This is a genomic window from Exiguobacterium marinum DSM 16307 (assembly GCF_000620845.1).
In the GTDB taxonomy this organism is placed as follows: Bacteria; Bacillota; Bacilli; order Exiguobacteriales; family Exiguobacteriaceae; genus Exiguobacterium; species Exiguobacterium marinum.
Map to the genome: position 1 here is coordinate 673,757 of NZ_KK211189.1, position 21,984 is coordinate 695,740.

19 protein-coding genes are annotated in these 21,984 nt (G+C 48.4%); 15 read left to right on the forward strand and 4 right to left on the reverse strand.

All coding sequences use genetic code 11. From position 1 onward, the window contains the following. Positions 1-9: 9 nt before the first annotated feature. The 7 genes from argF (at position 10) to cydC (ending at position 10,415) form a co-directional block, all read left to right on the forward strand. Entirely contained in the window at positions 10-1,038 is a 1,029-nt protein-coding gene (argF, locus tag P400_RS0103960) for an ornithine carbamoyltransferase (RefSeq protein ID WP_026824950.1), read from the forward strand. Between the two features lie 57 nt (positions 1,039-1,095). Further along, the gene (gene arcD, locus P400_RS0103965) at positions 1,096-2,571 is read left to right on the forward strand and encodes an arginine-ornithine antiporter (RefSeq protein WP_034770817.1); all 1,476 of its coding nucleotides are present in this window, start codon (positions 1,096-1,098) and stop codon (positions 2,569-2,571) included. Positions 2,572-2,585: 14 nt separating this feature from the next. Continuing rightward, positions 2,586-3,548 carry a carbamate kinase gene (arcC, locus tag P400_RS0103970; RefSeq protein ID WP_026824952.1) on the forward strand — a complete coding sequence of 321 codons (963 nt, stop codon included), beginning with the start codon at positions 2,586-2,588 and terminating at the stop codon, positions 3,546-3,548. 161 nt (positions 3,549-3,709) lie between these two features. After that, positions 3,710-6,052, forward strand: a complete 2,343-nt coding sequence (locus P400_RS0103975; RefSeq protein WP_026824953.1) for a glycoside hydrolase family 31 protein — start codon at positions 3,710-3,712, stop codon at positions 6,050-6,052. A 115-nt stretch (positions 6,053-6,167) separates the two neighbouring features. Beyond that, the gene (locus tag P400_RS0103980; protein ID WP_026824954.1) at positions 6,168-6,857 is read left to right on the forward strand and encodes a Crp/Fnr family transcriptional regulator; all 690 of its coding nucleotides are present in this window, start codon (positions 6,168-6,170) and stop codon (positions 6,855-6,857) included. 121 nt (positions 6,858-6,978) lie between these two features. Continuing rightward, complete coding sequence (gene cydD / locus P400_RS0103985; protein ID WP_026824955.1) at positions 6,979-8,703, forward strand: thiol reductant ABC exporter subunit CydD; 1,725 nt, start codon at positions 6,979-6,981, stop codon at positions 8,701-8,703. Next, positions 8,700-10,415, forward strand: coding sequence for a thiol reductant ABC exporter subunit CydC (cydC, locus tag P400_RS0103990; protein ID WP_026824956.1), 1,716 nt, complete (start codon positions 8,700-8,702; stop codon positions 10,413-10,415). Before cydD ends, cydC begins: the two co-directional genes overlap by 4 nt. A gap of 261 nt (positions 10,416-10,676) precedes the next feature. Here the strand turns inward: cydC and P400_RS0103995 are convergent, their stop codons facing one another. Further along, positions 10,677-11,201, reverse strand: coding sequence for a hypothetical protein (locus P400_RS0103995; RefSeq protein WP_026824957.1), 525 nt, complete (start codon positions 11,199-11,201; stop codon positions 10,677-10,679). 128 nt (positions 11,202-11,329) lie between these two features. Further along, positions 11,330-12,406 carry a diguanylate cyclase gene (locus tag P400_RS0104000; RefSeq protein ID WP_026824958.1) on the reverse strand — a complete coding sequence of 359 codons (1,077 nt, stop codon included), beginning with the start codon at positions 12,404-12,406 and terminating at the stop codon, positions 11,330-11,332. Between the two features lie 222 nt (positions 12,407-12,628). On the opposite strand from P400_RS0104000, the gene P400_RS0104005 reads away from it, so the two are divergent. The 6 genes from P400_RS0104005 (at position 12,629) to P400_RS0104030 (ending at position 16,703) form a co-directional block, all read left to right on the forward strand. Next, positions 12,629-12,811: a hypothetical protein gene (locus P400_RS0104005; RefSeq protein ID WP_026824959.1), complete on the forward strand. Its 183-nt coding sequence runs from the start codon at positions 12,629-12,631 to the stop codon at positions 12,809-12,811. An 82-nt stretch (positions 12,812-12,893) separates the two neighbouring features. Then, entirely contained in the window at positions 12,894-13,844 is a 951-nt protein-coding gene (gene msrA / locus P400_RS0104010; protein WP_026824960.1) for a peptide-methionine (S)-S-oxide reductase MsrA, read from the forward strand. A 13-nt stretch (positions 13,845-13,857) separates the two neighbouring features. Beyond that, the gene (locus P400_RS0104015) at positions 13,858-15,144 is read left to right on the forward strand and encodes a DUF2252 domain-containing protein (protein ID WP_026824961.1); all 1,287 of its coding nucleotides are present in this window, start codon (positions 13,858-13,860) and stop codon (positions 15,142-15,144) included. Positions 15,145-15,206: 62 nt separating this feature from the next. Then, a complete protein-coding gene (locus tag P400_RS0104020; protein ID WP_026824962.1) occupies positions 15,207-15,485 on the forward strand; it encodes a DUF5327 family protein in 279 nt (92 codons plus the stop codon). 106 nt (positions 15,486-15,591) lie between these two features. Then, a complete protein-coding gene (locus P400_RS0104025) occupies positions 15,592-15,957 on the forward strand; it encodes a rhodanese-like domain-containing protein (protein ID WP_034770819.1) in 366 nt (121 codons plus the stop codon). Between the two features lie 113 nt (positions 15,958-16,070). Further along, positions 16,071-16,703, forward strand: coding sequence for an HAD family hydrolase (locus P400_RS0104030; RefSeq protein ID WP_026824964.1), 633 nt, complete (start codon positions 16,071-16,073; stop codon positions 16,701-16,703). Positions 16,704-16,750: 47 nt separating this feature from the next. On the opposite strand, the gene P400_RS0104035 is transcribed toward P400_RS0104030, so the two are convergent. Further along, the gene (locus P400_RS0104035; protein ID WP_026824965.1) at positions 16,751-18,163 is read right to left on the reverse strand and encodes an NAD-dependent succinate-semialdehyde dehydrogenase; all 1,413 of its coding nucleotides are present in this window, start codon (positions 18,161-18,163) and stop codon (positions 16,751-16,753) included. Positions 18,164-18,255: 92 nt separating this feature from the next. Here P400_RS0104035 and P400_RS0104040 point away from each other — a divergent pair, with 92 nt between their 5' ends. Further along, positions 18,256-18,768, forward strand: coding sequence for a glycerol-3-phosphate acyltransferase (locus tag P400_RS0104040; protein ID WP_026824966.1), 513 nt, complete (start codon positions 18,256-18,258; stop codon positions 18,766-18,768). Next, on the forward strand, positions 18,765-20,348 hold the full coding sequence (locus P400_RS0104045; protein WP_026824967.1) for a GNAT family N-acetyltransferase: 1,584 nt from the start codon (positions 18,765-18,767) through the stop codon (positions 20,346-20,348). The genes P400_RS0104040 and P400_RS0104045 overlap by 4 nt, the downstream gene beginning before the upstream one ends. Here the strand turns inward: P400_RS0104045 and P400_RS0104050 are convergent. Then, positions 20,287-21,924 (reverse strand): ABC1 kinase family protein, encoded by a 1,638-nt coding sequence (locus P400_RS0104050; RefSeq protein WP_026824968.1) that lies wholly within the window; start codon positions 21,922-21,924, stop codon positions 20,287-20,289. The genes P400_RS0104045 and P400_RS0104050 overlap by 62 nt on opposite strands. Positions 21,925-21,984: the final 60 nt, after the last annotated feature.

The window sequence follows — 21,984 nt, forward strand, 5'->3', positions numbered from 1 at the left end:
GGAAGCAGTATGTCTACAACGTTCAATTTTGATTTGAAAGGTCGTCACTTTTTATCACTAAACGAATTTTCTGGTGAAGAAATCAATTATTTGATCGATTTGTCTGCTGCATTCAAGCGTCAAAAAAAACAAGGTATCCCACATCGGATATGTGAAGGTAAAAATATCGCCCTTCTCTTTGAAAAACCATCGACTCGGACACGGTGTGCCTTCACCGTCGCCGCAATTGACTTAGGGATGCATCCGGAATATTTAGGCAAGAACGACATCCAGTTCGGGAAGAAAGAATCAGTACGTGATACGGCCATTGTTCTCGGTCGTATGTTTGACGGGATTCAGTTTCGCGGGTTTGCCCATGAGACGGTCAAGGGTCTTGCTAAAGATGCGGGTGTACCTGTTTGGAACGGTTTGACCGATCTTTATCATCCGACACAAATCTTAGCTGACTTTTTGACAGTGAAAGAGCAAAAAGGAGAATTGGCCGGAATCAAGTTTGTGTATGTCGGTGACGGACGAAATAACATGGGCAACACTCTCTTGATCGGCGGCGCAAAAGTAGGGATGGATATGCGTATTTGCGCACCGAAATCACTTTGGCCGTCTGACGAAATTGTCGATTATGCCAAATCAGTCGCAGCTGAAACAGGTGCTGTGATTACTTTAACGGAGAGTATCGAGGAAGCGATGGATCACGCGGACGTCGTCTATACGGATGTATGGGTGTCGATGGGCGAGGAAGCGGCCTTCGCTGAACGGATTGAGCTGTTACGACCGTATCAAGTGAACATGGATATGCTTCAGACGAGTGGCAATCCAGATATCATGTTCTTGCATTGTCTTCCGGCATTCCACGACTTAGAAACAGAAGTTGGTCGGGCGATTCATGAACAGTATGGATTGACGGAGATGGAAGTGACAGATGAGGTGTTCCGGAGTCGTCACTCGTTCGTATTTGATGAAGCTGAAAACCGAATGCATACGATCAAGGCGGTCATGGCAGCAACGCTCACAGAGACACGCGAATGGCTTGAACGTTGACGGACGGTGAGGGGAAATCCCCCTCCCGTTTCATAATAAGCGAAAGGGATGAGTAGAATGTCTACGAAAGTGGAGCATGACTCAGGTGGTTCGGCTGGAGTACATCCTGACAAGCAAGATAAGCGGTTAGGTCTTGGAGCGTTGACGGCACTTGTCGTCGGATCGATGATTGGCGGTGGTGCCTTTAACCTGGCAGCAGATTTGGCTCGAGGTGCGAACGCGGGTGCCATTTTGATCGGGTGGGTTATCACCGGAATCGGGATTATTGCGCTTGGTCTCAGTTTTCAAAATTTGACGAATCGTCGTCCTGACTTGGATGGCGGTGTTTACAGCTATGCACGAGCCGGATTCGGATCATTCGTCGGATTTAACTCGGCATGGGGATATTGGTTATCTGCTTGGCTCGGCAACGTGGCGTATGCCACACTGCTGTTCAGTTCGGTCGGTTATTTCTTCCCGATTTTTGAAGGCGGGCAAAACATTGCCTCGATTGTCGGAGCTTCAATTATGTTGTGGCTTGTGCATACGCTCATCTTGCGAGGGGTGCATGAGGCGTCGATGATTAATATTGTTACGACGATCGCCAAGCTCGTTCCGATTTTTGCATTCATTACGATTAGCTTGTTCTTCTTCAATCTCGAAAACTTCACCTTCGATTTTTGGGGACAAGGCGGCTTCTCATGGGGAAGCGTTCGCGACCAGGTCGTCTCAACGATGCTTGTGACTTTATGGGTATTCATCGGTGTCGAGGGGGCTGTCGTCCTTTCCGGTCGTGCTCGAAAACGTTCCGATGTCGGGAAAGCAACCGTGATTGGGTTACTCGGAACGCTCGTCATCTATTTACTTGTTTCCGTCATGTCACTTGGGCTCATGACGCCCGAAAACGTGGCGAATGCCTCGCAACCGGCGATGGCTTATCTGCTAGAGTCTGCAGTCGGGCCGTGGGGAGCCATGCTCATCAACGGAGGGCTAGTTATCTCTGTACTAGGAGCGTGGCTTGGGTGGACCCTTTTAGCGGCTGAAATACCATTCGTCGCTGCGAAAGACGGTGTCTTCCCGAAATGGTTCACGAAAGAGAACAAAAATCAGGCTCCAGTCAACGCACTTTGGTTGACGAATGGGTTGATCCAACTTTTCCTCTTCACGTTCTTGATTTCAGATGCAGCGTATAACTTTGCCTTCTCACTCGCTTCAAGTGCTATTTTGATCCCGTACGTGTTCTCAGCATTTTACCAAGTAAAAGTATCGAAAAATAGAATTGGCTACAGTGCAGGTGAGCGGAGAATGCGCGATTTGACGATTGGTTTGGTCGCCTCCATTTACGGACTGTGGCTCATCTATGCCGCAGGAATTGACTATTTGCTTCTCACAACACTTTTATATGCACCGGGCACTCTTCTCTACATGAAAGCGCAGCGTGAAAATGGAATTAAATCACTCACGAAAATAGAGTGGATGGTCGCTGGGGTTTTGACCGCACTTGCCATCTTCGCAGTCATTCGCATACTATCGGGTAATATCTCAGTCATCTGATCGGGGGTATAGATATGAAAAAGAAACGTGTGGTCATCGCCTTGGGTGGTAATGCGATTCAACAAGGGAAAGATGCTACAGCTGAAGCACAGATGCGAGCGGTGGAGGCAACAGCGGAATCTCTTGCCTCACTCATCGCAGAAGGAGTCGACGTCATCATCACGCATGGGAACGGTCCGCAAGTCGGGAATCTGATGTTGCAACAAGCCGCCTCAGATAGTCCAGCAACGCCAGCGATGCCCCTTGACGTATGTGGAGCGATGACGCAAGGGATGATTGGATATTGGTTTGAAAATGCATTGACGAAAGCGCTACGTGCACGTGGCCTTGAACGCGAAGTGGCCTCTCTTGTCACGCGTAGTGTTGTCGACCCAAACGATAGTGCGTTCCACCATCCGACTAAACCAATCGGTCCGTTCTATACAGAGGAAGAGGCACTTCACCTTGAACGAACGACAGGATACGTGTTTAAAGAGGATGCAGGACGAGGGTATCGCCGGGTCGTTCCGAGTCCGGTACCGATGAAAATCGCTGAACACACGGTCATTCGAACACTCGTCGAATCAGGTCACATCGTCGTCGCTTCCGGTGGCGGTGGCATTCCCGTCATGGAGACGCCTGAAGGATATGTCGGTATCGAGGCGGTTATTGATAAAGATTTCGCTGCTGCGAAACTAGCCGATCTCGTCAATGCAGACGCGCTTCTCATCTTGACTGCGGTCGAACATGTATATGTCAACTTTGGGAAGCCGAGTGAGATGGCGCTCCAAGAGGCGTCCAAGGAACAAATAGAAACATACATCGCGGAAGGACAGTTCGCTCCGGGTAGCATGTTGCCAAAAGTAAGAGCGGCCCTGCAGTTCGCGGAGTCTGGTACAAACCGGGTCGCCATTATCACCTCGCTCGATCAAGCATTAGCGGCCATATATGGGGATGCCGGTACGCGTGTCCGCTTGGCCCCTTCTCTTCAACAATAAGAATGTGTCGCAAACGTGAAACGTTTGCGACTTTTTGTTTTCTGTCCAGATTCAAGGGGAAGGAAAGTTGTATGCCAAAAATGAGATTGCTATCATATTTAGTGTAAACGTTTGCACTTATTTCAGGAAGGAAGTGACGGAGAGCGGAAACGCTCGTATGTATGCGCCTATTTGAAGAAAATCATGTGTATCAGTCATGGATGAAACCAAAAGCAAAAAGAGAGGCGATCGTGCAGGGAAGCTGCTATCGCTTTACCGTGTTGACGAGTCAGTTGATTCGAATGGAGTACGCGGAAGACGGCGTCTTTGAAGACCGCGCCACCCAAGTTGCGTGGAATCGGGAATTTGATGTGCCAAATTTCCGAGTGGTTGAAGATGAGACGGAACTTCAAATCATCACGGAACATGTTCATTTATATTATACGAAAGGTCCGTTCGCGCCGAATACGCTCTATGTGGACGTGAAAGGGAATTTTAGTACGTATTATAGCCGCTACATGTTCAACGGTCCGGAACGGACACTCAAAGGAACGGCGCGGACGCTCGACCATGTGGACGGGGCGACAGAATTAGAGGAAGGGATTCTTTCGAAACAAGGGTATGCGATCATTGACGATTCATCCTCTTTTTTGATGACGGAAGATCGATTCGTCGAACCGAGACGAAAAGGAATTCATGACATCTATTACTTTGGATACGGACATAATTATAAACAAGCACTTCAAGACTTTTACACGTTGACGGGTCCGACGCCGATGCTTCCTCGTAAAGCGCTCGGGAACTGGTGGAGTCGCTACTGGCGGTATGACGAACAAGAGTATAAGGCGCTGATGCGTCGCTTTAAATCAGAAGACATACCGTTTTCAGTCAGTGTTATCGACATGGACTGGCATGTGACAGACATTCCTGAAGAGTACGGGAGTGGTTGGACGGGGTATTCCTGGAATAAAAACCTCTTCCCTGAACCGAAGCGTTTCCTCAGATGGCTAAAAGACGAAGGGATGATGGTGACGCTGAATCTGCATCCCGCAGACGGGGTACGTGCGTTTGAAGACGACTACGCGGCGATGGCTGAAGCGATGGGGATCGATCCGGCATCGGAAGACCGAATCCCGTTTGATTTTTCAGACAAGCGATTCATTCAAGCGTACTTCGAACAGATGCATCATCCGCATGAAGCGGACGGCGTTGACTTTTGGTGGATTGACTGGCAGCAGGGTTCGACGTCGAAGATGGAAGGGCTAGATCCTTTATGGATGCTAAATCACTACCATGCGGTTGATATTGCCCGTGACGGCAAGCGGCCGCTCATTTTCTCTCGTTATTCAGGCCCGGGAAGTCACCGTTATCCGGTCGGATTCTCGGGAGACACAATCATCTCGTGGGCATCACTCGCCTTCCAGCCGTATTTTACCGCAACGGCGACGAACATTGGATACGGTTGGTGGAGTCATGACATTGGTGGACATCATCGTGGTAAAAAAGATGATGAGCTCGCCGCACGATGGGTCGCGTATGGGGTGTTCAGTCCAATCATGCGTCTACACTCAACGTTCAGCACGTTTAACGGCAAAGAACCTTGGCGTTTCGGTATAGAAGCCGAACAGTCGATGAAGCGATTCTTACGACTACGCCACCAACTCATTCCGTACTTGTATACGATGAACTATCGTAATCATGCGGATGCCTTACCGCTCGTGTTACCGATGTATATCGAGCATCCTGACGACGAAGCGGCTTATCAGGTGGCGAACCAATTTTATTTTGGAAGTGAACTCGTCGTCTCCCCGATCGTCACGCCGATGGACCGAAAACTCCACGTCGCCGCGGCGAATGTCTGGTTACCTAAGGGAGAATGGTTCGATTTCTTCACAGGACACCGCTATGAAGGAGATAAAACGATTCGTGTGTTCCGTGGACTCAATCAACAACCGGTCTTCGCCAAAGCGGGTGCTATCGTTCCACTGATGCCACACGAGCCGCACGGAAACGATACGGGGAATCCGAGCGCATTAGAGGTGCTCGTCTTCCCAGGTGCTTCAAATACATTTACGATGTATGAGGACGACGGAGAAAGTAGGGATTATGAAACAGGGGCGTCGCTCGAAACGACGTTCACGCTCGATTGGGAAGCACGTACGCTACACATCGAGATGTCGGGCGACCTGACTCTCGTTCCGCCGAAACGGACGTTGACGATTCTTGTCCGCGGTGTTGTCGGTGATGGTGATTATGATGCAGAGACACAGACGTTACACATTCCATTCGGTGAATTAAAGAAAGAACAGACCGTGACACTTCCGGTCGATGTGACGCAGAACGCACATCGACTCGACCGTCTCTATCGGTTTTTAGACCGCGCGGAAATTGCCTACGACTTGAAAGATCGCCTGTATCAGATGGCCACAACGAAGACACGTCTCGAAGCATGGTTGTTTGATCTTCATGCGTTAGAACTCGATCGAGATTTGCAGGACGCGCTACTTGAACTTATGTTGGACTAAAAGGGGGGAAACCCCTTTTTGTCATGTCAGAAAAATGTTGGATTTTGAAAGCGTTTTCAACGGTATATCATCTATAATGAAAGCAAGAGATCTGATTGGAAATGAGGAGATACACATGCGACATAGATGGACTATCGATGATTTACGACAGTTAACGCTTTTTGCGACATGTTCAAGTCGGACGCTTGAACAGCTCATCCCGCACGTCTATTGTAGGACTTATCGGAAAGGGCAACTGTTATTCATGGAAGGTGACCCACGGGAGCGTGTGTATTTTTTGATGAGTGGTTACATTAGGCTCGAACGAATGAATGAGAATGCGACACATCATTACGCCGACTATGTAAAACCGAAACAGTTCTTTCCTTACAACGGTTTGTTCACGGGGGAAGACTATCGCCATACTGCCGAGGCAATGACGGATATTGAAGTCATCTATATTCCGACGGACCGTTTCGAGCGGTTCGTGTCCACACAGTCGAGTATGTTGCTTTATATCATTGGGCAGATGAACCGTATTCTTGATTTACATGAGCGGCGTGTCCAAGAGATTATCACACCGAGTGCAAAAGAGCGCGTCTTGAATACGCTCCATTTTTTGATTGAAGATTTGGGGGAGCCCGACGAACAGGGCGTGCGTGTCCGATGTCCCTTCACCGCGGTTGAACTTTCTCGTTTGTCCGGCACGTCCCGCGAGACGGTCTCAACGATTTTAGCCAAACTTCGTAAAGAAGATGTGCTTCGTATCGATGCCCACCAACTCGTCATCGGGCATCCTGAATATTTTGAGCAAGATATCGATTGACGCCACTCAGATGAGGGCGTCTTTTACATACTCAAACGAGCGGAGCATTCGCTTCAAACCGTGGTATATTGTATAATTAGTGATGAATCTCACAAAGAATTGAACTGTAAATAGAGAAAGGATGAATGCAGTGAAACGACTGCAAGCCCTTGCGTTCGCCGAAAGAAGCCATATCAGCGGACTCGTATTATCTGCGGTCATGATTGGACTCTCCATTTTGGCACAAGCGTATTTAATCGTCGACATTGTCGACCGAATCTTCTTAAAAGATGAATCATTCGAAGCTGTCATCCCGGCATTGCTTTGGCTCGTTGTTGCACTGTTAGTACGGGCGCTTTTCGGTTATGTATCTGGCCGAATCGGTGCGAGCCTATCCGAGAAGGCGAAACAGACGTTACGTCTTCAATTGTTGGATCGCTATGCCACGAGTCCGGTCGAATCGTCCTTGACCGGTCAGTCTGGTAAGAAGGTCAGTGTGTTCATGGATGCCGTTGACGAGGTGGACGCTTACTTCAGTCAATACTGGCCACAAGTCATCCAGACATCGATCATCCCGCTCCTCATTTTGGTCGTCGTTTTTAGCCAACACTGGATTTCGGGTGTCATCATGATGGTGACGGCACCGTTCATCCCGCTGTTTTTCATCATCATCGGGATCGCGACTCAGAAAAAATCCGAAGAACAGATGGAAAAGATGAATCAATTTTCCGGAAAGTTCTTGGATGTTCTGCAAGGATTGACGACGCTGAAACTTTATAACCGTACCGAACAGGAAGCAATTGCAATCGAGAAGAGCAGCCTCGATTTTCGGGATGCGACAATGATTGTGTTGAAGACAGCATTCTTGTCCGGTCTCATGCTCGAATTTATCTCCATGCTCAGCACCGGGGTTGTGGCACTAGAAGTCGCACTACAGATGGTCGTTTGGGAGAATCTCACGTTCTTCTCAGGCTTTTTAATCTTGGTGTTGGCACCGGAGTATTACTTGGCCATTAAAGATTTAGGCAGCGCCTTCCATACGGGTCGAGGCAGTATGGGCGCGGCGGATCGAATCTTTGAGGTGCTAGACGCCCCGGATGATCGTACTCAATGGGGAACGAAGTCGCTTGATTCACGGACACCAGACCTTGAACTCGAGGACATATCGTTCGAATATGCAGGCGGGCGCTTTGCGCTTCAGCCGTTGAGTGGTCGCATTTCATCCGGTACCCACCTCGCTTTAGTCGGTGCGAGCGGATCTGGGAAGACGACGGTGCTCAACGTCATCTCCGGACTCCTGCAAGTGAAGTCGGGACGCGTCCTCGTGGACGGCGAACCACTTCATACGTTTGGTGAGTCTGCCTGGTATGGAAACATTGCGTATATCTCTCAAAACCCGTATCTATTTGCGGGGACACTCGCCGACAATATTTCTTTAGGTGAGGCGGCCGATGAGCGGGAATTACAAGAAGCAGTCGAGGCAGCTGGATTATCTGAGGTGATTGCACACTTGCCGAACGGGATCTGGACGGAGCTTGGGGAAGGTGGATTTGGGTTATCCGGCGGTGAAAGACAACGTCTGGCACTCGCTCGAGCCTTCTTTAAACGACCAGGGATCTTACTGTTTGATGAACCGACGACCGGTCTCGATTTGAAAACAGAGCGAATCGTCAGACGTTCCATCGATGAGCTTTCCAAAGATGCAACGTTGATCACGGTGGCACATCGCCTGCATACAATCAAAGAGGCGGATACGATTTGGTTTATGGATGACGGGAAGCGAATCGCAGAAGGGACTCATGAAGCATTGCTCGCTGTCCCAGAGTATGCGGAACTATTTGCGCTTCAGAAAGGGGTGAGTCGATGAACTCGCTTTGGACAATCACAAAATGGATGATGCGCGAGAAAAAAGATATTCTTCTCTCTATCTTCTTTGGATACGCAGCCGGATTAGCGGCGGTCGCCTTGTTTGCGGCAAGTGGATACCTCGTCTCGCGGGCAGGACTCGTCCCGCCCCTATATGCGCTCATGGTACCCGTCGTTTTGATTAAACTGTTCGGGGTCATTCGAGCAGGAAGTCGTTACCGAGAGCGCCTTGCTTCACACCGAGCGACATTTACGATTTTGAGTGAGCTACGCGTTCGGTTTTATCGACAACTTGAACCACTCGTTCCTTCTATTTTCGCAAAATATCGGAGCGGAGATTTACTTTCGCGCGTCGTCGGAGATGTTGAGAGTCTTCAAAACTACTTTCTCCGTGTATTTTATCCGCCAATCATACTCGTGCTCGTCTTCTTAAGTACAATCTTCTTTATCACTTTCTTCTCATTTGCGGTCAGTCTATGGATTTTACTCGGTGTACTCGTCACCGGCTTCTTGATTCCGCTCGGATTTGCTCGAATTCGCGCTCGTCATGATGAGACGATTCGTGCGTTACGTGGGGATGTGTCGATTCAATTAACAGAGATGCTGTACGGGCACCGGGATTTGAAACTTCATCACCAACTCGATCGCACGAAACAAGCTGTCTACACGCGTAGTGAACGTTACATGGAGGCGGAGCGGAAAGACGCGACGAATCAATTTTTTAATTCGTCGCTCGTCGTCGCAGCCTCATTACTCGTCTCATGGGGCGTATTGGCAATTGGTGCGTATCAGGTGGTAAACGGAGACTTGAACGGTTTATTCTTGGCAATGCTCATCATGATGTCGCTCACCGCGTTTGAGAATACGACACCGATGGCTGTGTTCCCAGGACACTTTGCAGACAGTAAGCAAGCAGCCGATCGTTTGTTTGAAGTGACAGAACCGAGTGAAGCGATTGAGGCGTTTGAAGCGAAACGACAGGACGTGACTTTCGCTGCTTCCCCGTCGATTTCCTTCGAAGAGGTTCGCTATCGTTATCCAGATACGTATCGAGATGTGATTGATGAGGTGACGTTACACATCCCGAGCGGTTCGAAGACGGTCATCGTCGGACCGAGTGGATCCGGGAAATCAACGTTGCTTCAACTATTGTTAGCATTCGTTCGAACGGAAAAAGGTGCGATAAGATTGGATGACAAAAACCTGAACGACGTCAAACAGACAGCCATTTGGCGTCATGCGAGCGTCGTCTTGCAAGACAATCATTTCTTTTACGGCACCGTACGAGAAAACCTGGCGTTAGCCGGTGACTTCACAGATGAAGAGATGAACGTAGCGCTTGAGCGCGTCCGTTTGGCATTCTTGCTAGACGAACCGGTCCTTGAAAAAGGGGCAAACTTGTCAGGTGGAGAACGCCAACGTCTAGCCATCGCACGGGCACTTCTCAAAAACGGGCTACTCTGGTTGCTCGATGAACCGACATCGGCACTCGATGCAGGAACGGAGGCCCATGTCTTTTCTGAACTGTTACAGCAAGCGGGAGCAGGCACACTCATCCTCGTCAGTCACCGTTTGACGGGTCTAGAGACGTTTGATCAAATCATCGTCATGGAAGCTGGACGGATTGTCGAGGTCGGTTCATACGAGGAGCTGATGACGAAACGTGGCATGTTCTATGAATTGAAACAAATCGAGCAAGAAGTGTTCGCATAATGAAAAGACGAGCAGCCCCGTCGATGGGCTGCTCGTCTTGTTTTTGGCAAATATGGGTGCAACAAATGGGGGTTGTCGCAATGCTTTCAAAAAGAGTGTCGTGGAGGGGAATCCACGTGACGTGATGTGTTTGGGGAACGTGCACGTCAAGCTTGTGGGAAGCTACAACTAGAGTATAGTTGATAACGATTCTCATTGTCAATAAGAAATACAGAAAAAAATCCCACACATGGAAACATGTATGGGAAATCAATCATCTGTTCAGTTCGAGGCGACGCCTTTTTGAACCGTGAACCGAATTAGACTGAACAAGTATCTCGTATAGAAGAGCGCGGACGCATAGAATAGCGCGATGAACGGTGATTGAAGATCAATCCCGGGAATGTTCATTAAAAACTCTAATACGAGAATGGATAATAAGAACACGTAGAGAGAGGCATCTAGATAGAGTGGCATGAGACGACCACGCTGATGCCAAAATGTACGAATGAGTGGTGCCACTGTCATCCCGACGATTCGTTCAGCAAAGCCGATACTGAGTACAGCGATGATGAAAGATGAAATGGTGTTGAATGCCACTAACTCGGAGAACACAAATCCTGAAATCAATAAGAGTGGACCTATGACGATCATCATCGAAAGCGACGTACGGAAGAAAATCCATAGGTTTTGTTGAATCGAACGAAATCCCCCGAGCGTTGATTGTTGAAGTGTCTTGCCACGTTTATAGTCAATCGCGAACGAGCTGATAAACATAATTCCAAACAAAGATAGCAAAATTGACATGAACGATGTTTCCCCTTTTCTGAATAAATCATGATGTACCAATCTGAACCAAAGTCTAGCCTAGTGTAACGATTCATTTCGAGAAAGTAAAGCGAGAAAATATGTTCATGTGTGAAGCGTTCGACACATTAAGAAGCAAGGATGAAACGATTTCGACCAGACTCTTTTGCGTGATATAATGCTTCATCCGCATGTTTCAACACGCTATCGATTTCAATATCATTTGAATGGCAGGCGCCGAGCGAAACGGTAATGTGTAGCGTACCAACGCTCGTCTCGAACGAGAACGTTGAAACCTTTTCCCGAATAGATTCAGCAAGCCGTGATACTTCTTCTCGATTGGCGTGAGGCATGACGATTAAAAATTCTTCACCGCCGAAGCGACCGACTAAATGCCGCTCATTGCTTTCGTTGACGAGGAGCATGCCGAGTTCGCGCAAGACATCATCGCCGACGTCGTGACCGTACGTATCATTCACGCGTTTGAAGTGATCAATATCAACCAAGATTAACGCATACTCTTCTGCCTCGACGGTCAAGTTGGCCATGGCTTCGTTCAAGAGCCTGCGGTTGGCAATTCCGGTGAGTGCGTCCGTGCGTGCTAGTTGTTGTTGATGCTGAACGTTCTCGAAATGGCGACGCAATTCGAGCAGCAGTCGATAGGCGGCACAAGCTCCGCCATAAGACATTAGTGTATATACAATCAAAACAGGATAGAATAAATTAAGTGGCAACGCAGCGTAAATTGCCGACCCAAAGATAGCGATGCTGATTGTTATAAAAATAAGTAGTGTCGGACGCGTATTATCCATCCGCTTTCTAAGAATACTGGTAGATGCGACGAGAAGTACCATTGTCGCAACGGCGAGATAAAGCCCGAACATGGAACCGTCTGTCAATAAAACGATAAAAAACCGACCTGTTAATAAAATAATGCCAGCGACAGCACCGCTTACCCACCCGCCAAATAGTACACCGAGCATGATTGGAATAGCGCGTAAATCAATGAGCACACCTTCGAGTGGTAACGCATTACCTAATAGGAGTAAAGCGATCAGTCCAGTTTGCACCCCGAGTAAGACTCTCCCCTTCAAAGGAGATTGTGGTGTTAAGCGAGGCCGATTGCGAAACGGCAAAAAGGAAATTGTGAAGAGCGTAAACAAGATACACAGGTTGATGAAGAACGCATTAATAATTGTGAGCATCGAAGCTCCCCCTTATGCTGCATGGAAATATTTAGTTATAGTATATAGTATCCTATTGGAAATAGATAAGAATAATATGCGGGCTAAAAGTCAGTCTCTTCAGGGTTATTCAAGACAATATCACTAAACCCCTTGTTCATACGAAGAGATATTCCTCATCTTTTAGAACTTTCGTTATCGAAATCGAAAGTTTGGTATGATAAGAGAAAAGGAGGACTGTCCGTGCGTTACTGGGATCATTTTAAACGAGCGTTTATTCCGATTGCGCTCATTTTGATTGGATTAGCGATCTTTTATACTTTATCGGCCAGAGATAATATTGTATTGACGCTTTTAGGGGCTGCGATTGTAGGAGTCATTTTATTTTTAGTGATGCGTCATGTGAATCAGGTCGAAGAAGACTGAAACGAGAACACATTTTGTGGTTCTCGTTTTTTGTTGTCTAGCGACGTTTTTGGGTACACTACAAAGTAAGGAGGGATTTATCATGGCAATAGCTACATTTGCGGGAGGCTGTTTCTGGTGTATGGTCAAACCGTTTCATAAATATGAGGGAGTCGAACGTGTCATCTCGGGATATACGGGTGGACATGTGGATAATCCGACGTATCAACAGGTCTGTTCGGAAACAACAGGACACTTAGAGGCGATTGAGATTACGTTCGACCCCGAAATCATCTCTTACGAGGAGTTGCTTCGCATCTATTGGCGTCAAATCGACCCGACAGATGGTGGGGGACAATTCAATGATCGCGGCGAATCGTACCGTCCGGCCATCTTCTATCACTCAGATGAGCAACGGGCTGCAGCAGAGCGTTCGAAACAGGAAGTGGAAGACTCAGGTCGTTTTGACCGTTCCATCGAAGTCGACATCCGTCCGGCGAAAACGTTCTGGGAAGCGGAAGACTATCATCAAGATTACTATAAAAAAAATCCATTCCGCTATGAGATGTATCGTGTCGGTTCGGGGCGTGCGAAATTCATAAAAGAAGCATGGAGCGACCGGAAACTTCAGCAGACACTCCGTGAGCGCTTGACACCGATGCAATATAAAGTGACGCAAGAAAATGGAACAGAACCACCGTTTCAAAATGAATATTGGAATGAAGAACGGGAAGGGCTGTACGTCGACATCATCGATGGAACACCACTCTTTACGTCTCAAGATAAGTTCCAATCCAATTGTGGATGGCCAAGCTTCTCACGTCCAATCGAAGAGAAACAAGTCGATTTGAATATGGATACGACACATCATATGGTTCGAACAGAAGTTCGTTCAAAACAAGGGGACAGCCATCTCGGACATGTGTTTGATGATGGACCGAAAGAACTTGGCGGTCTACGGTATTGCATCAACTCGGCCGCTCTCCGATTCATTCCGGTAGATGAGCTCGAAGAAGCCGGGTACGGGGAATATAGACACTTATTCAACAAGTGAAGGGGAGAGTCGTATGTTCACAGCCGTCAAACAACAAATTCGGAGCGAGACGATCGGAACCGTCCTTGATTTTTATGACCAGTCGATTCGGCATCTATCTGAAACGGCGAGACAAGAAAAGTATGACAAGATGAGTTCGAGCCCGTTTTCGTTTTTTCGAGGGAGCTCCCACCTGTTCTATTACGACTTTGCGAAAGTTCCAATCGCATTTGATACCGGCCCTGATTACCCGACGTTTATTCAAGGAGACTTACACTTTGAGAATTTCGGTGTATTTGAAGACGGTGCCGGTACAATCATTTATGACGTAAACGACTTTGACGAGGCGTACATCGGTTCCTATCTGTTTGATTTGTTGCGGATGGCGGTTTCTGTCGATTTATTTGCGGCTGAATCCGGATTTGATGGTCAAGCGGCAATTCGAGCTTTTGCCGAGTCATATGCGGGAGCGATTGAAAAACATGCGAAAGGTCAAAGTGAACACATTCAGTTTACGAAAGAGAATACGTGTAAAGCCGTCAAAAAAGTAATCAAAAAAGCGGAGAAAAAGAAAGATGATTTTATGTCCGAACGGACGGAAGTACGGGACGAAGAACGTTACTTTTCTACGAGTGAGGATTTGATTCCACTTTCATCGGACGTGCGAGAGAGAATTGTGGCCGGATGGGGAGATTATTTATCTTCTTTGTCAGATGAACATCGTCATCACGCTGATCATTATGAAATCAAAGACATCGCCATCAAGCTACAAAGCGGTACAGCTTCCATCGGTCTAGAGCGTTACTATATTTTGATTGAAGGAGCGGACAAGGAGCACGATGAGGATGTCATTTTAGAGATGAAACAGGCGCAGTCCGCCGTCCCATCTCTCTTTCTGCCGACGCACCCGCTATTTGAGAACGGATTGTCGCACGAAGGGGCGCGTGTCGTTGCCGCGCAGCGGGCAATGGTTCACAGTCGTGACCCATATCTTGGGTATTTAACGATTGATGGAAAAGAATATTATGTAAGGCAACGTTCGCCGTACAAACGAAAAGTAAAGGCGAAGCATATGAAAGACGAAACGTCACTCATTGAAACGTTAAAAGTACAAGCCCAAATCACTGCGAAAATTCACGCACGGGCCGATGCGACCTCAAACGTATTAGATTATACGGCGAGTGAACGGATCACCGCGGCGATTGGTGATTCTCCATCTTTATTTATCCGCCAATTGTCGAGATGGGCTAACTTTTATGCGAATCAAGTTCGTTTTGACTATGACGCCTTTTTAAAATGGGTTGAGACAAGGAATCGTTAAGAATACTTGCGAATCGATGGTGAAATCCTGCAAAATGGTAGCGTAAAGGATGTGTACGGACTATGATTACAGAACAACAAGTCATTGCCCAGATGCGTCAGGTGATGGTACAGGTTGAATCGTCAACAGGTGAAGTACAGAAGCGTCACTTAGCAAAGCTGATGGGCTTTTGTGAACTGCTTCTAGCAGAGACGTCAGGTGTGAAGAGTGTCGACACGACACAATCGACGATACCGGCGAATGAGACGAAACCACCACTCGATCGACAGATGGCGGCTTTCCTTGGGATTCCGATGGAGGAAGACGAGCAACCCAAATCGGATTCATTGCTCGATTTTTGAACCACACGTAGCCTACGTGTGGTTTTTTCTTGATTCACATTCATTGACTTAAATACCTTAGGGGGTATAATAAGTATAAGAATTGAAATTAAATGGAGGCGTAAATATGTTGGATTTTCTTTTTGTAGCGGTCGTCATTGGACTCGTGTATTTCTGGTGGAGTCGTCGTAACAACGTCAAAACGGTTTCGACAGACGACTTGAAGCGAAGAATCGCGGAAGAGCGAAACCTTCAATTGTTAGATGTGCGTGAACCGCATGAATATCGTGGCGGACACATCAAGCAAGCGAAAAATGTCCCCCTTTCAGGATTCGGGAATGCGCAATCGAAATACCCGAAAGAAAAAGAACGTCCTGTTTACGTCATCTGTCAGAGTGGGATGCGAAGCCAACGTGCCGCAGCGATGCTCAAGAGTGCCGGATACACGGACGTCTATTCGGTAAAAGGCGGAATGAACTTTTGGCGAGGATGATTGAAGCGACTGAACAGATTCGTTCAGTCGCTTTTTTGTCACCACGTTTTCACTTTTGCATTTTCGGGGATTCTGCTACGGTAGGGAGAGAGTGAAAGAGAGGGGAACATCCAATGGCAGTTATTTTATTTGATATTGATGGCACGTTAGTAGATACAACCGGACCGATGACACAGGCGATTCATGAGGCGCTCGAGGAACTTCCACACCTTCCAAAACCGAGTGAAGAGGCCGTCCGCTCTGGATATGGGTTGGCAGGCAACGCGTTTTGGGAACATGTCATCCCTGAAGCGACACTTGAAGAGATTCACCTCATTCGCAGGTTGCGTCACACGACGTTGGAGAAGGCAATAGAAGGACAAAATGTTTTATTTGACGGAATTCGTAACATGTTGGAGACGCTTCACGAGCAAGGCCACACGCTGACGACAGCGAGTAACTGCGGCGTTCATTACATGAACCTGATATTAGATACGCAACAGATTCGTCCATATATGACGGCACCTGAATGCTTGGAGTCTGTCGGCGGCGAAAAAAAGGCAGATATTCTGACAGCACACCGTGTCCGTCACGGTGAGGGAGACTATATCATGGTCGGGGATCGTAAGTCAGATGTAGAGGCGGCCCGCGCCCACGACTTCCCGGTCGTCTTAACAGGATTCGGGTTCGGCAATGAAGAAGAGTGGGCGCTTGCGGATCACGTAATCAAGTCGCCGAACGATTTAGTCGAATGGATCAATCGATAATAAAAGGCTTGTCGCGCGTGCCGACAAGCCTTTTTGAATACCTGGATTCACAACCCGAGTGAGATATATTTCACTTCTAAAAACTCCTCGATGCCGTGATGGCCACCTTCTCGTCCGAGTCCACTCTCTTTCCATCCACCGAACGGCGCTTGAGGTGTTGACGGGAGCCCGTCATTCACACCGACGATTCCGTACTCTAACGATTCCGCTAAATAGACCGCTTCATTGATGTCTTGCGTGAAGAGATAGGCAGCTAACCCGAACGGAGTATTGTTCGCCCGATTGATGACTTCATCGAGTGAATCGAATGTGGCAATCGGCGCGACCGGACCGAACGTTTCCTCATTCATGCAGAGCATGTCTTCATTCGCATAGCGGATGACCGCAGGACGAATGAATAAACCGTCTAACACTTCGCCACCGTATACTTCACCACCACGAATCTGGGCGTCCTCGATATGTTTTTCGACCTTACTAAGGGCATCGTCATCGATGAGTGGTCCGATATCGACACCTTCCTCTAACCCATTCCCAACTTTTAAAGATTCGACCTCTTTGATGAAACGCTCCGAGAAATCATCGACGACAGCGCGTTCTACATAAATTCGGTTGGCACAGACGCATGTCTGTCCGCCGTTGCGGAACTTGGTCGCGACTGCCTGCGGGACGGCTTTATCTAAGTCTGCCTTGGCCGTGACGATGAGCGGGGCGTGCCCACCTAGCTCGAGTGAAATTTTTTTCATCGTGTCCGCCGCATCACGCATAAGCATTTTTCCGACCTCTGTTGAGCCTGTGAATGTCAATTTTCGGACTCGTTTATCTTGTTGCCACGCTTTGACGAGGTCGGAAGCTTGTCCTGTCACCAAGTTGATGACCCCTTTTGGGAATCCTGCTTTCTCGGCTAATTTCACGAGTTCAATGGCAGTCAGTGGAGTCGCTGATGCAGGTTTTATAACGACCGTGCAGCCTGCAGCGAGTGCCGGGGCAACTTTTCGCGTGATCATGGCAGCCGGGAAGTTCCAAGGGGTGATGGCTGCGATGACCCCGATCGGTTGCTTGATGGCAAAGATGCGCTTTTGGTTCGATGAGGCAGGAATCGTCTCACCATACACACGGCGACCTTCCGCTGCGTACCAGTCGATGAATCCGTTCGCGTAGTTGATTTCACCAATTGCTTCTTTGAGCGGTTTCCCTTGTTCCTCGACCATTGTTCGGGCAAGCTCTTCCGTATGTTCTGCAATTAAACGATGCCACTCATTAAGTAATTCGCCTCGTTCTTCTGCGGTCTTTTGTTGCCATTCCCGGAGTGACTCATGCGCGGCATCGACGGCTTGTGTCGCTTCTTTCGTATCGCTTTTCGTCACGACGGCCATCACATTTCCTGTCGCCGGATTGCGTACTTCGATTGTTTGATCGGTTTCAGTCCATTCCCCGTTAATGTAGTTTTTCTCTTCTCGCATCTTGATTTCCCCTTTCCAAAAAGTGCACAGTTAATTAGAGGATACCCGTTTTTCTGAAACGCACACAAACTTCCAAAAAATGAGGGGATATGATGTGGATTATCATTGTCGGCTATCTAGTCGGAAGTCTGCTCGGAGGCAGGCTATATGGGTTATTAAGTGGACATGATTTAGCAACATCCGGTTCGAAAAATACCGGTGCACGCAACGCGCATCGCATCGGAGGGGTGAAGGCGTTTCTCATCGTGTATGGATTCGACGTGCTCAAGACGATTCTTGTCTTACAGGTGAGCGGACCGTATTTTTGGCAGACGGCGTTCGCGCTCACGCTCGGTCATATTTATCCGTTTTGGCGAATCCGTGCGGGCGGGAAGGGATATGCCGTTTTTTCTGGAATCATATGGGCGTATGACCCGTGGTGGTTTATCGGGGGGCTCCTTTTTCTGTTGTTGTTGATTAAAGGAACAGGTAATTCCCGTGAGACGGGACTGGTGATGCTCGTCTTACTTCCACTCGCTGCGCTTGGAAGTGTTGGAGACATCATATGGGCAGTGCTCATCGCAGCTGTGATTATCTATCATCATGTGAAGGAGGGGAAACCATGATTGTTTACCGAAAAGCTGTAATATCCGATTTTGACGCAATTCATCGGTTGAATTACGAAACGTTCGTTGAAGAGATTCCGCAACATCCACCGAACTCAGAGCGGCGACTCATCGACCGATTTCACGAAGAAAATACATATTGGATTGGGGAAATGAACGGGGAAGTCGTGGCCATGTGTGCATTAAGAGGGAAGCGGCCATTTTCATTGGAACAAAAAGGAGTGAGTATTCCTGAAGGGGAGTGGCTCGAGATTCGCCTCCTCGCTGTGACCAAACCTTATCGTCGCAATCGCACGTTCGCAGGTCTGATGCGAGCGGTCATCGAAGATGCAACGGAGCGCCACATCGATGGCATCGTCATCAGTGGTACGACACGTGAACAATTGCTCTATCATCGATTCGGGTTTTTGCCGTTTGCTGATCCGATTGGTTCAGAAGAAGCGAGATATGTCCCGATGATGTTAACGAGGGATGCTTTTTACGAATCCAAATCAGCGACGACGCTTCGACCGAAAAGTTTGCTCGCGGGTCCCGTCGAATGTTCAGAACGTGTGAGAGCACGACTCTCGAAGCAACCACGTCCGCACCGTTCGAAAGAGACAGGACGACTACTTGAAGCGGTGCAACAAAAACTGTCGGAACGAGTCAAACTTCCTAACATCTATACACTTCTCGGAAGTGGGACGGTCGCAAATGATGCGGTCGCGCCTCGTTTGGAAGGACACGGCGTGATTTTAAACGCTGGCGAATTTGGAGAACGACTGATCGAGCATGCCCGGCGTGTAGACCGCTCGTTTGATGTCATTCGAGTGGACCAAGATGGAAAGTGGGATGTTTCTCAACTTGATCGAATTGCTCCGGACTGGGTGTGGACCGTTCATTGTGAGACATCCCTAGGAATTCTAATTGACTTGGGACCGCTTCATTCGTGGAACGGTGTCATCGCCATCGATGCGATCAGTACGGTTGGGACATTCGATTATGACTATTCCTTTGCGGACTACGTGACCTTCTCCTCAGGAAAGGCGTTACGGAACGCCCCTGGTCTCGCATTCGTTGCGATGAAAGAGCGAGCGGAAGCGCTACGAGATGTACCACGCTACCTGGACTTGTCACTCTACAAACCGATTGCCTTCACACAATCAGAGCCGCTTCTTGCGGCGATGGCGGTCTCGTTAGACGAACTGACGGACGAAGAGGTCGCATCGCATGAAGAGAAGATGGTGGCTCTGATCAACTCGCTCCACGAGAACGGCCTATGTATCGAGGTGAGTCCCGCCCAATCATCTGGTATCATCACGATTCCGGTTCCGTGTGGTCAGTCCTCGATGGAGCTCGGACGACAACTGTCGTATCAGGGCTACCTCGTACAATATGAGAGTGACTACTTAAAACGGGCGAACGTCATTCAAGTGTCGACGATGGGCTGGACGACGCCTCGTATGATGCGTGACGTCGGTTCTTATATCGCGCAGTGGATTCAACAAAAAACCGCCACTTCTAAAAGTGACGGTTCGCTTATACACGAAAATCTTGACGTGCCACGTGACGAACCTTTCGTCCGAGGCGCCTCCAATTGAAATAAGCCAAAACAGAGACGACGCCACCTGACCAAAACAGCCACTCATCTGGTCGGATATAGCCCAGCAGTCCGACTAATAAACCGAGTAACATAACGATGGCATTGAACGTCTGGCGGTGCAAGAGTTCTTTTGATTCCAAGTTTCGTTGGAACATCGCTTGCTCCGACAGGCGTTTTCGCGTCGGTTCTTTTAAGTAGTTGTCGAGAAGCGGGGGAACGTTCAACAATTTCTTCGCATAGTTGATCCCGGTCTTCACATAACGATTTTGTAGCGTCGTCCCGTCTTCCTCGAGCCATTCGATGACAATCGGTTTACCGAGTGTGAACAGGTCGATTTTCGGATCTAAGATTTGCAGAATACCAAGTAAGGTCGAGGCGGCTCGGCCGAAGAAGGCGAATTCTGCCGGGAGTTGAATCGGTTCGTTTTTGACGAGCAGTTGAATATCTTGTAACACTTTCTCGATCAACCTTGTATCAACGGTGTCGATATCGGTCTCTAAGTAAAAGGTGACGGCTTTCTCTAGCGCTTGACGAATGTTTTGTTTGTTCGCCGTAGGCAAGAGAAAACGTAAATCTTCTAACCCATCGACGATGCTGTCATAGTCGAGGGAGATGAACGCCTGTAAGATGTTTCGAATCGTCGCCATGTCTTGCGCCGTCGTCTGTCCGACCATACCGAAGTCGAGCAGGATGATTGTCCCGTCTGCCCGAATTTGGACATTTCCGGGGTGGGGGTCGGCATGGAACTGTCCACCGAACAACAATTGTTCGGCCGCGAGCGTGAACAGTCGTTCGGCTAGGGCGGAGCGATCAATCTCGTTCTCTTTTAAGAAGGCGAGATCGGTGATGCGTCTTGCATCGACCCAATCCATCGTCAAGACACGATTCGTACAGAGATGCTCGTGATAATCTGGGATATAGACGTCTGGATTATCAGCATACTTGGCTTTGAAATATAAGGCGTTTTTTAATTCGGTTTGAAAATTTAGTTCATCCCCGATGACAAAAATCATTTGGCGATATAAGCTATCTAAGTCGGTCGATTTTGCGAGGGATGTCCGCTTCAACATCGACGTGACAATCCGCATAGCACGGAAGTCGGTACGGATGATTTTTTCGATATTGGGACGTTGGATTTTGATGGCGACCCGTTTACCGTTTTCAAGTAGGGTGGCACCGTATACTTCTCCGATAGAAGCCGAGGCGACGGCGTCGATTCCGACGTCTTTGACGACTTGTGTGTACGGAACGCCCCATTCCGCCTCTAAAATCGCGCGTGACTTGTCCCAACCGGATGTCGGGACCCGATCGACGAGCTCAGACAGCTCGTTTAAAACGGCTGGTGGCAACAAGTCTGCCCGAATGGATAAGAATTGTCCGAGCTTGATTAACAAGCCCTCGAGCCGCAGGGCGTTGCGTTTATACTCGCGAGCAAGCTTGAGCATGAGTGCTTCGTATTCTTCTGTCGTGGCTACACCTTGTTGTTGTTTACGTGAAAAAGCGTATAAGCGAATGATGAATCGGGCGAACATGGTGACGATAATCCATATGCGGAACAAAGCGATACGTTTCATATTAATACCGACATCCTTTACGACAGTCGCTCGACTGACCTGATTTTTTTGTAACTATAC

Bases quoted from the DNA above. Each gene is read 5' to 3' on its own strand.
- argF (WP_026824950.1), top strand. From the start codon at position 10: ATGTCTACAACGTTCAATTTTGATTTGAAAGGTCGTCACTTTTTATCA.
- arcD (WP_034770817.1), top strand. From the start codon at position 1,096: ATGTCTACGAAAGTGGAGCATGACTCAGGTGGTTCGGCTGGAGTACAT.
- arcC (WP_026824952.1), top strand. From the start codon at position 2,586: ATGAAAAAGAAACGTGTGGTCATCGCCTTGGGTGGTAATGCGATTCAA.
- P400_RS0103975 (WP_026824953.1), top strand. From the start codon at position 3,710: ATGCGCCTATTTGAAGAAAATCATGTGTATCAGTCATGGATGAAACCA.
- P400_RS0103980 (WP_026824954.1), top strand. From the start codon at position 6,168: ATGCGACATAGATGGACTATCGATGATTTACGACAGTTAACGCTTTTT.
- cydD (WP_026824955.1), top strand. From the start codon at position 6,979: ATGAATGCAGTGAAACGACTGCAAGCCCTTGCGTTCGCCGAAAGAAGC.
- cydC (WP_026824956.1), top strand. From the start codon at position 8,700: ATGAACTCGCTTTGGACAATCACAAAATGGATGATGCGCGAGAAAAAA.
- P400_RS0103995 (WP_026824957.1), bottom strand. From the start codon at position 11,201: ATGTCAATTTTGCTATCTTTGTTTGGAATTATGTTTATCAGCTCGTTC.
- P400_RS0104000 (WP_026824958.1), bottom strand. From the start codon at position 12,406: ATGCTCACAATTATTAATGCGTTCTTCATCAACCTGTGTATCTTGTTT.
- msrA (WP_026824960.1), top strand. From the start codon at position 12,894: ATGGCAATAGCTACATTTGCGGGAGGCTGTTTCTGGTGTATGGTCAAA.
- P400_RS0104015 (WP_026824961.1), top strand. From the start codon at position 13,858: ATGTTCACAGCCGTCAAACAACAAATTCGGAGCGAGACGATCGGAACC.
- P400_RS0104020 (WP_026824962.1), top strand. From the start codon at position 15,207: ATGATTACAGAACAACAAGTCATTGCCCAGATGCGTCAGGTGATGGTA.
- P400_RS0104025 (WP_034770819.1), top strand. From the start codon at position 15,592: ATGTTGGATTTTCTTTTTGTAGCGGTCGTCATTGGACTCGTGTATTTC.
- P400_RS0104030 (WP_026824964.1), top strand. From the start codon at position 16,071: ATGGCAGTTATTTTATTTGATATTGATGGCACGTTAGTAGATACAACC.
- P400_RS0104035 (WP_026824965.1), bottom strand. From the start codon at position 18,163: ATGCGAGAAGAGAAAAACTACATTAACGGGGAATGGACTGAAACCGAT.
- P400_RS0104040 (WP_026824966.1), top strand. From the start codon at position 18,256: ATGTGGATTATCATTGTCGGCTATCTAGTCGGAAGTCTGCTCGGAGGC.
- P400_RS0104045 (WP_026824967.1), top strand. From the start codon at position 18,765: ATGATTGTTTACCGAAAAGCTGTAATATCCGATTTTGACGCAATTCAT.
- P400_RS0104050 (WP_026824968.1), bottom strand. From the start codon at position 21,924: ATGAAACGTATCGCTTTGTTCCGCATATGGATTATCGTCACCATGTTC.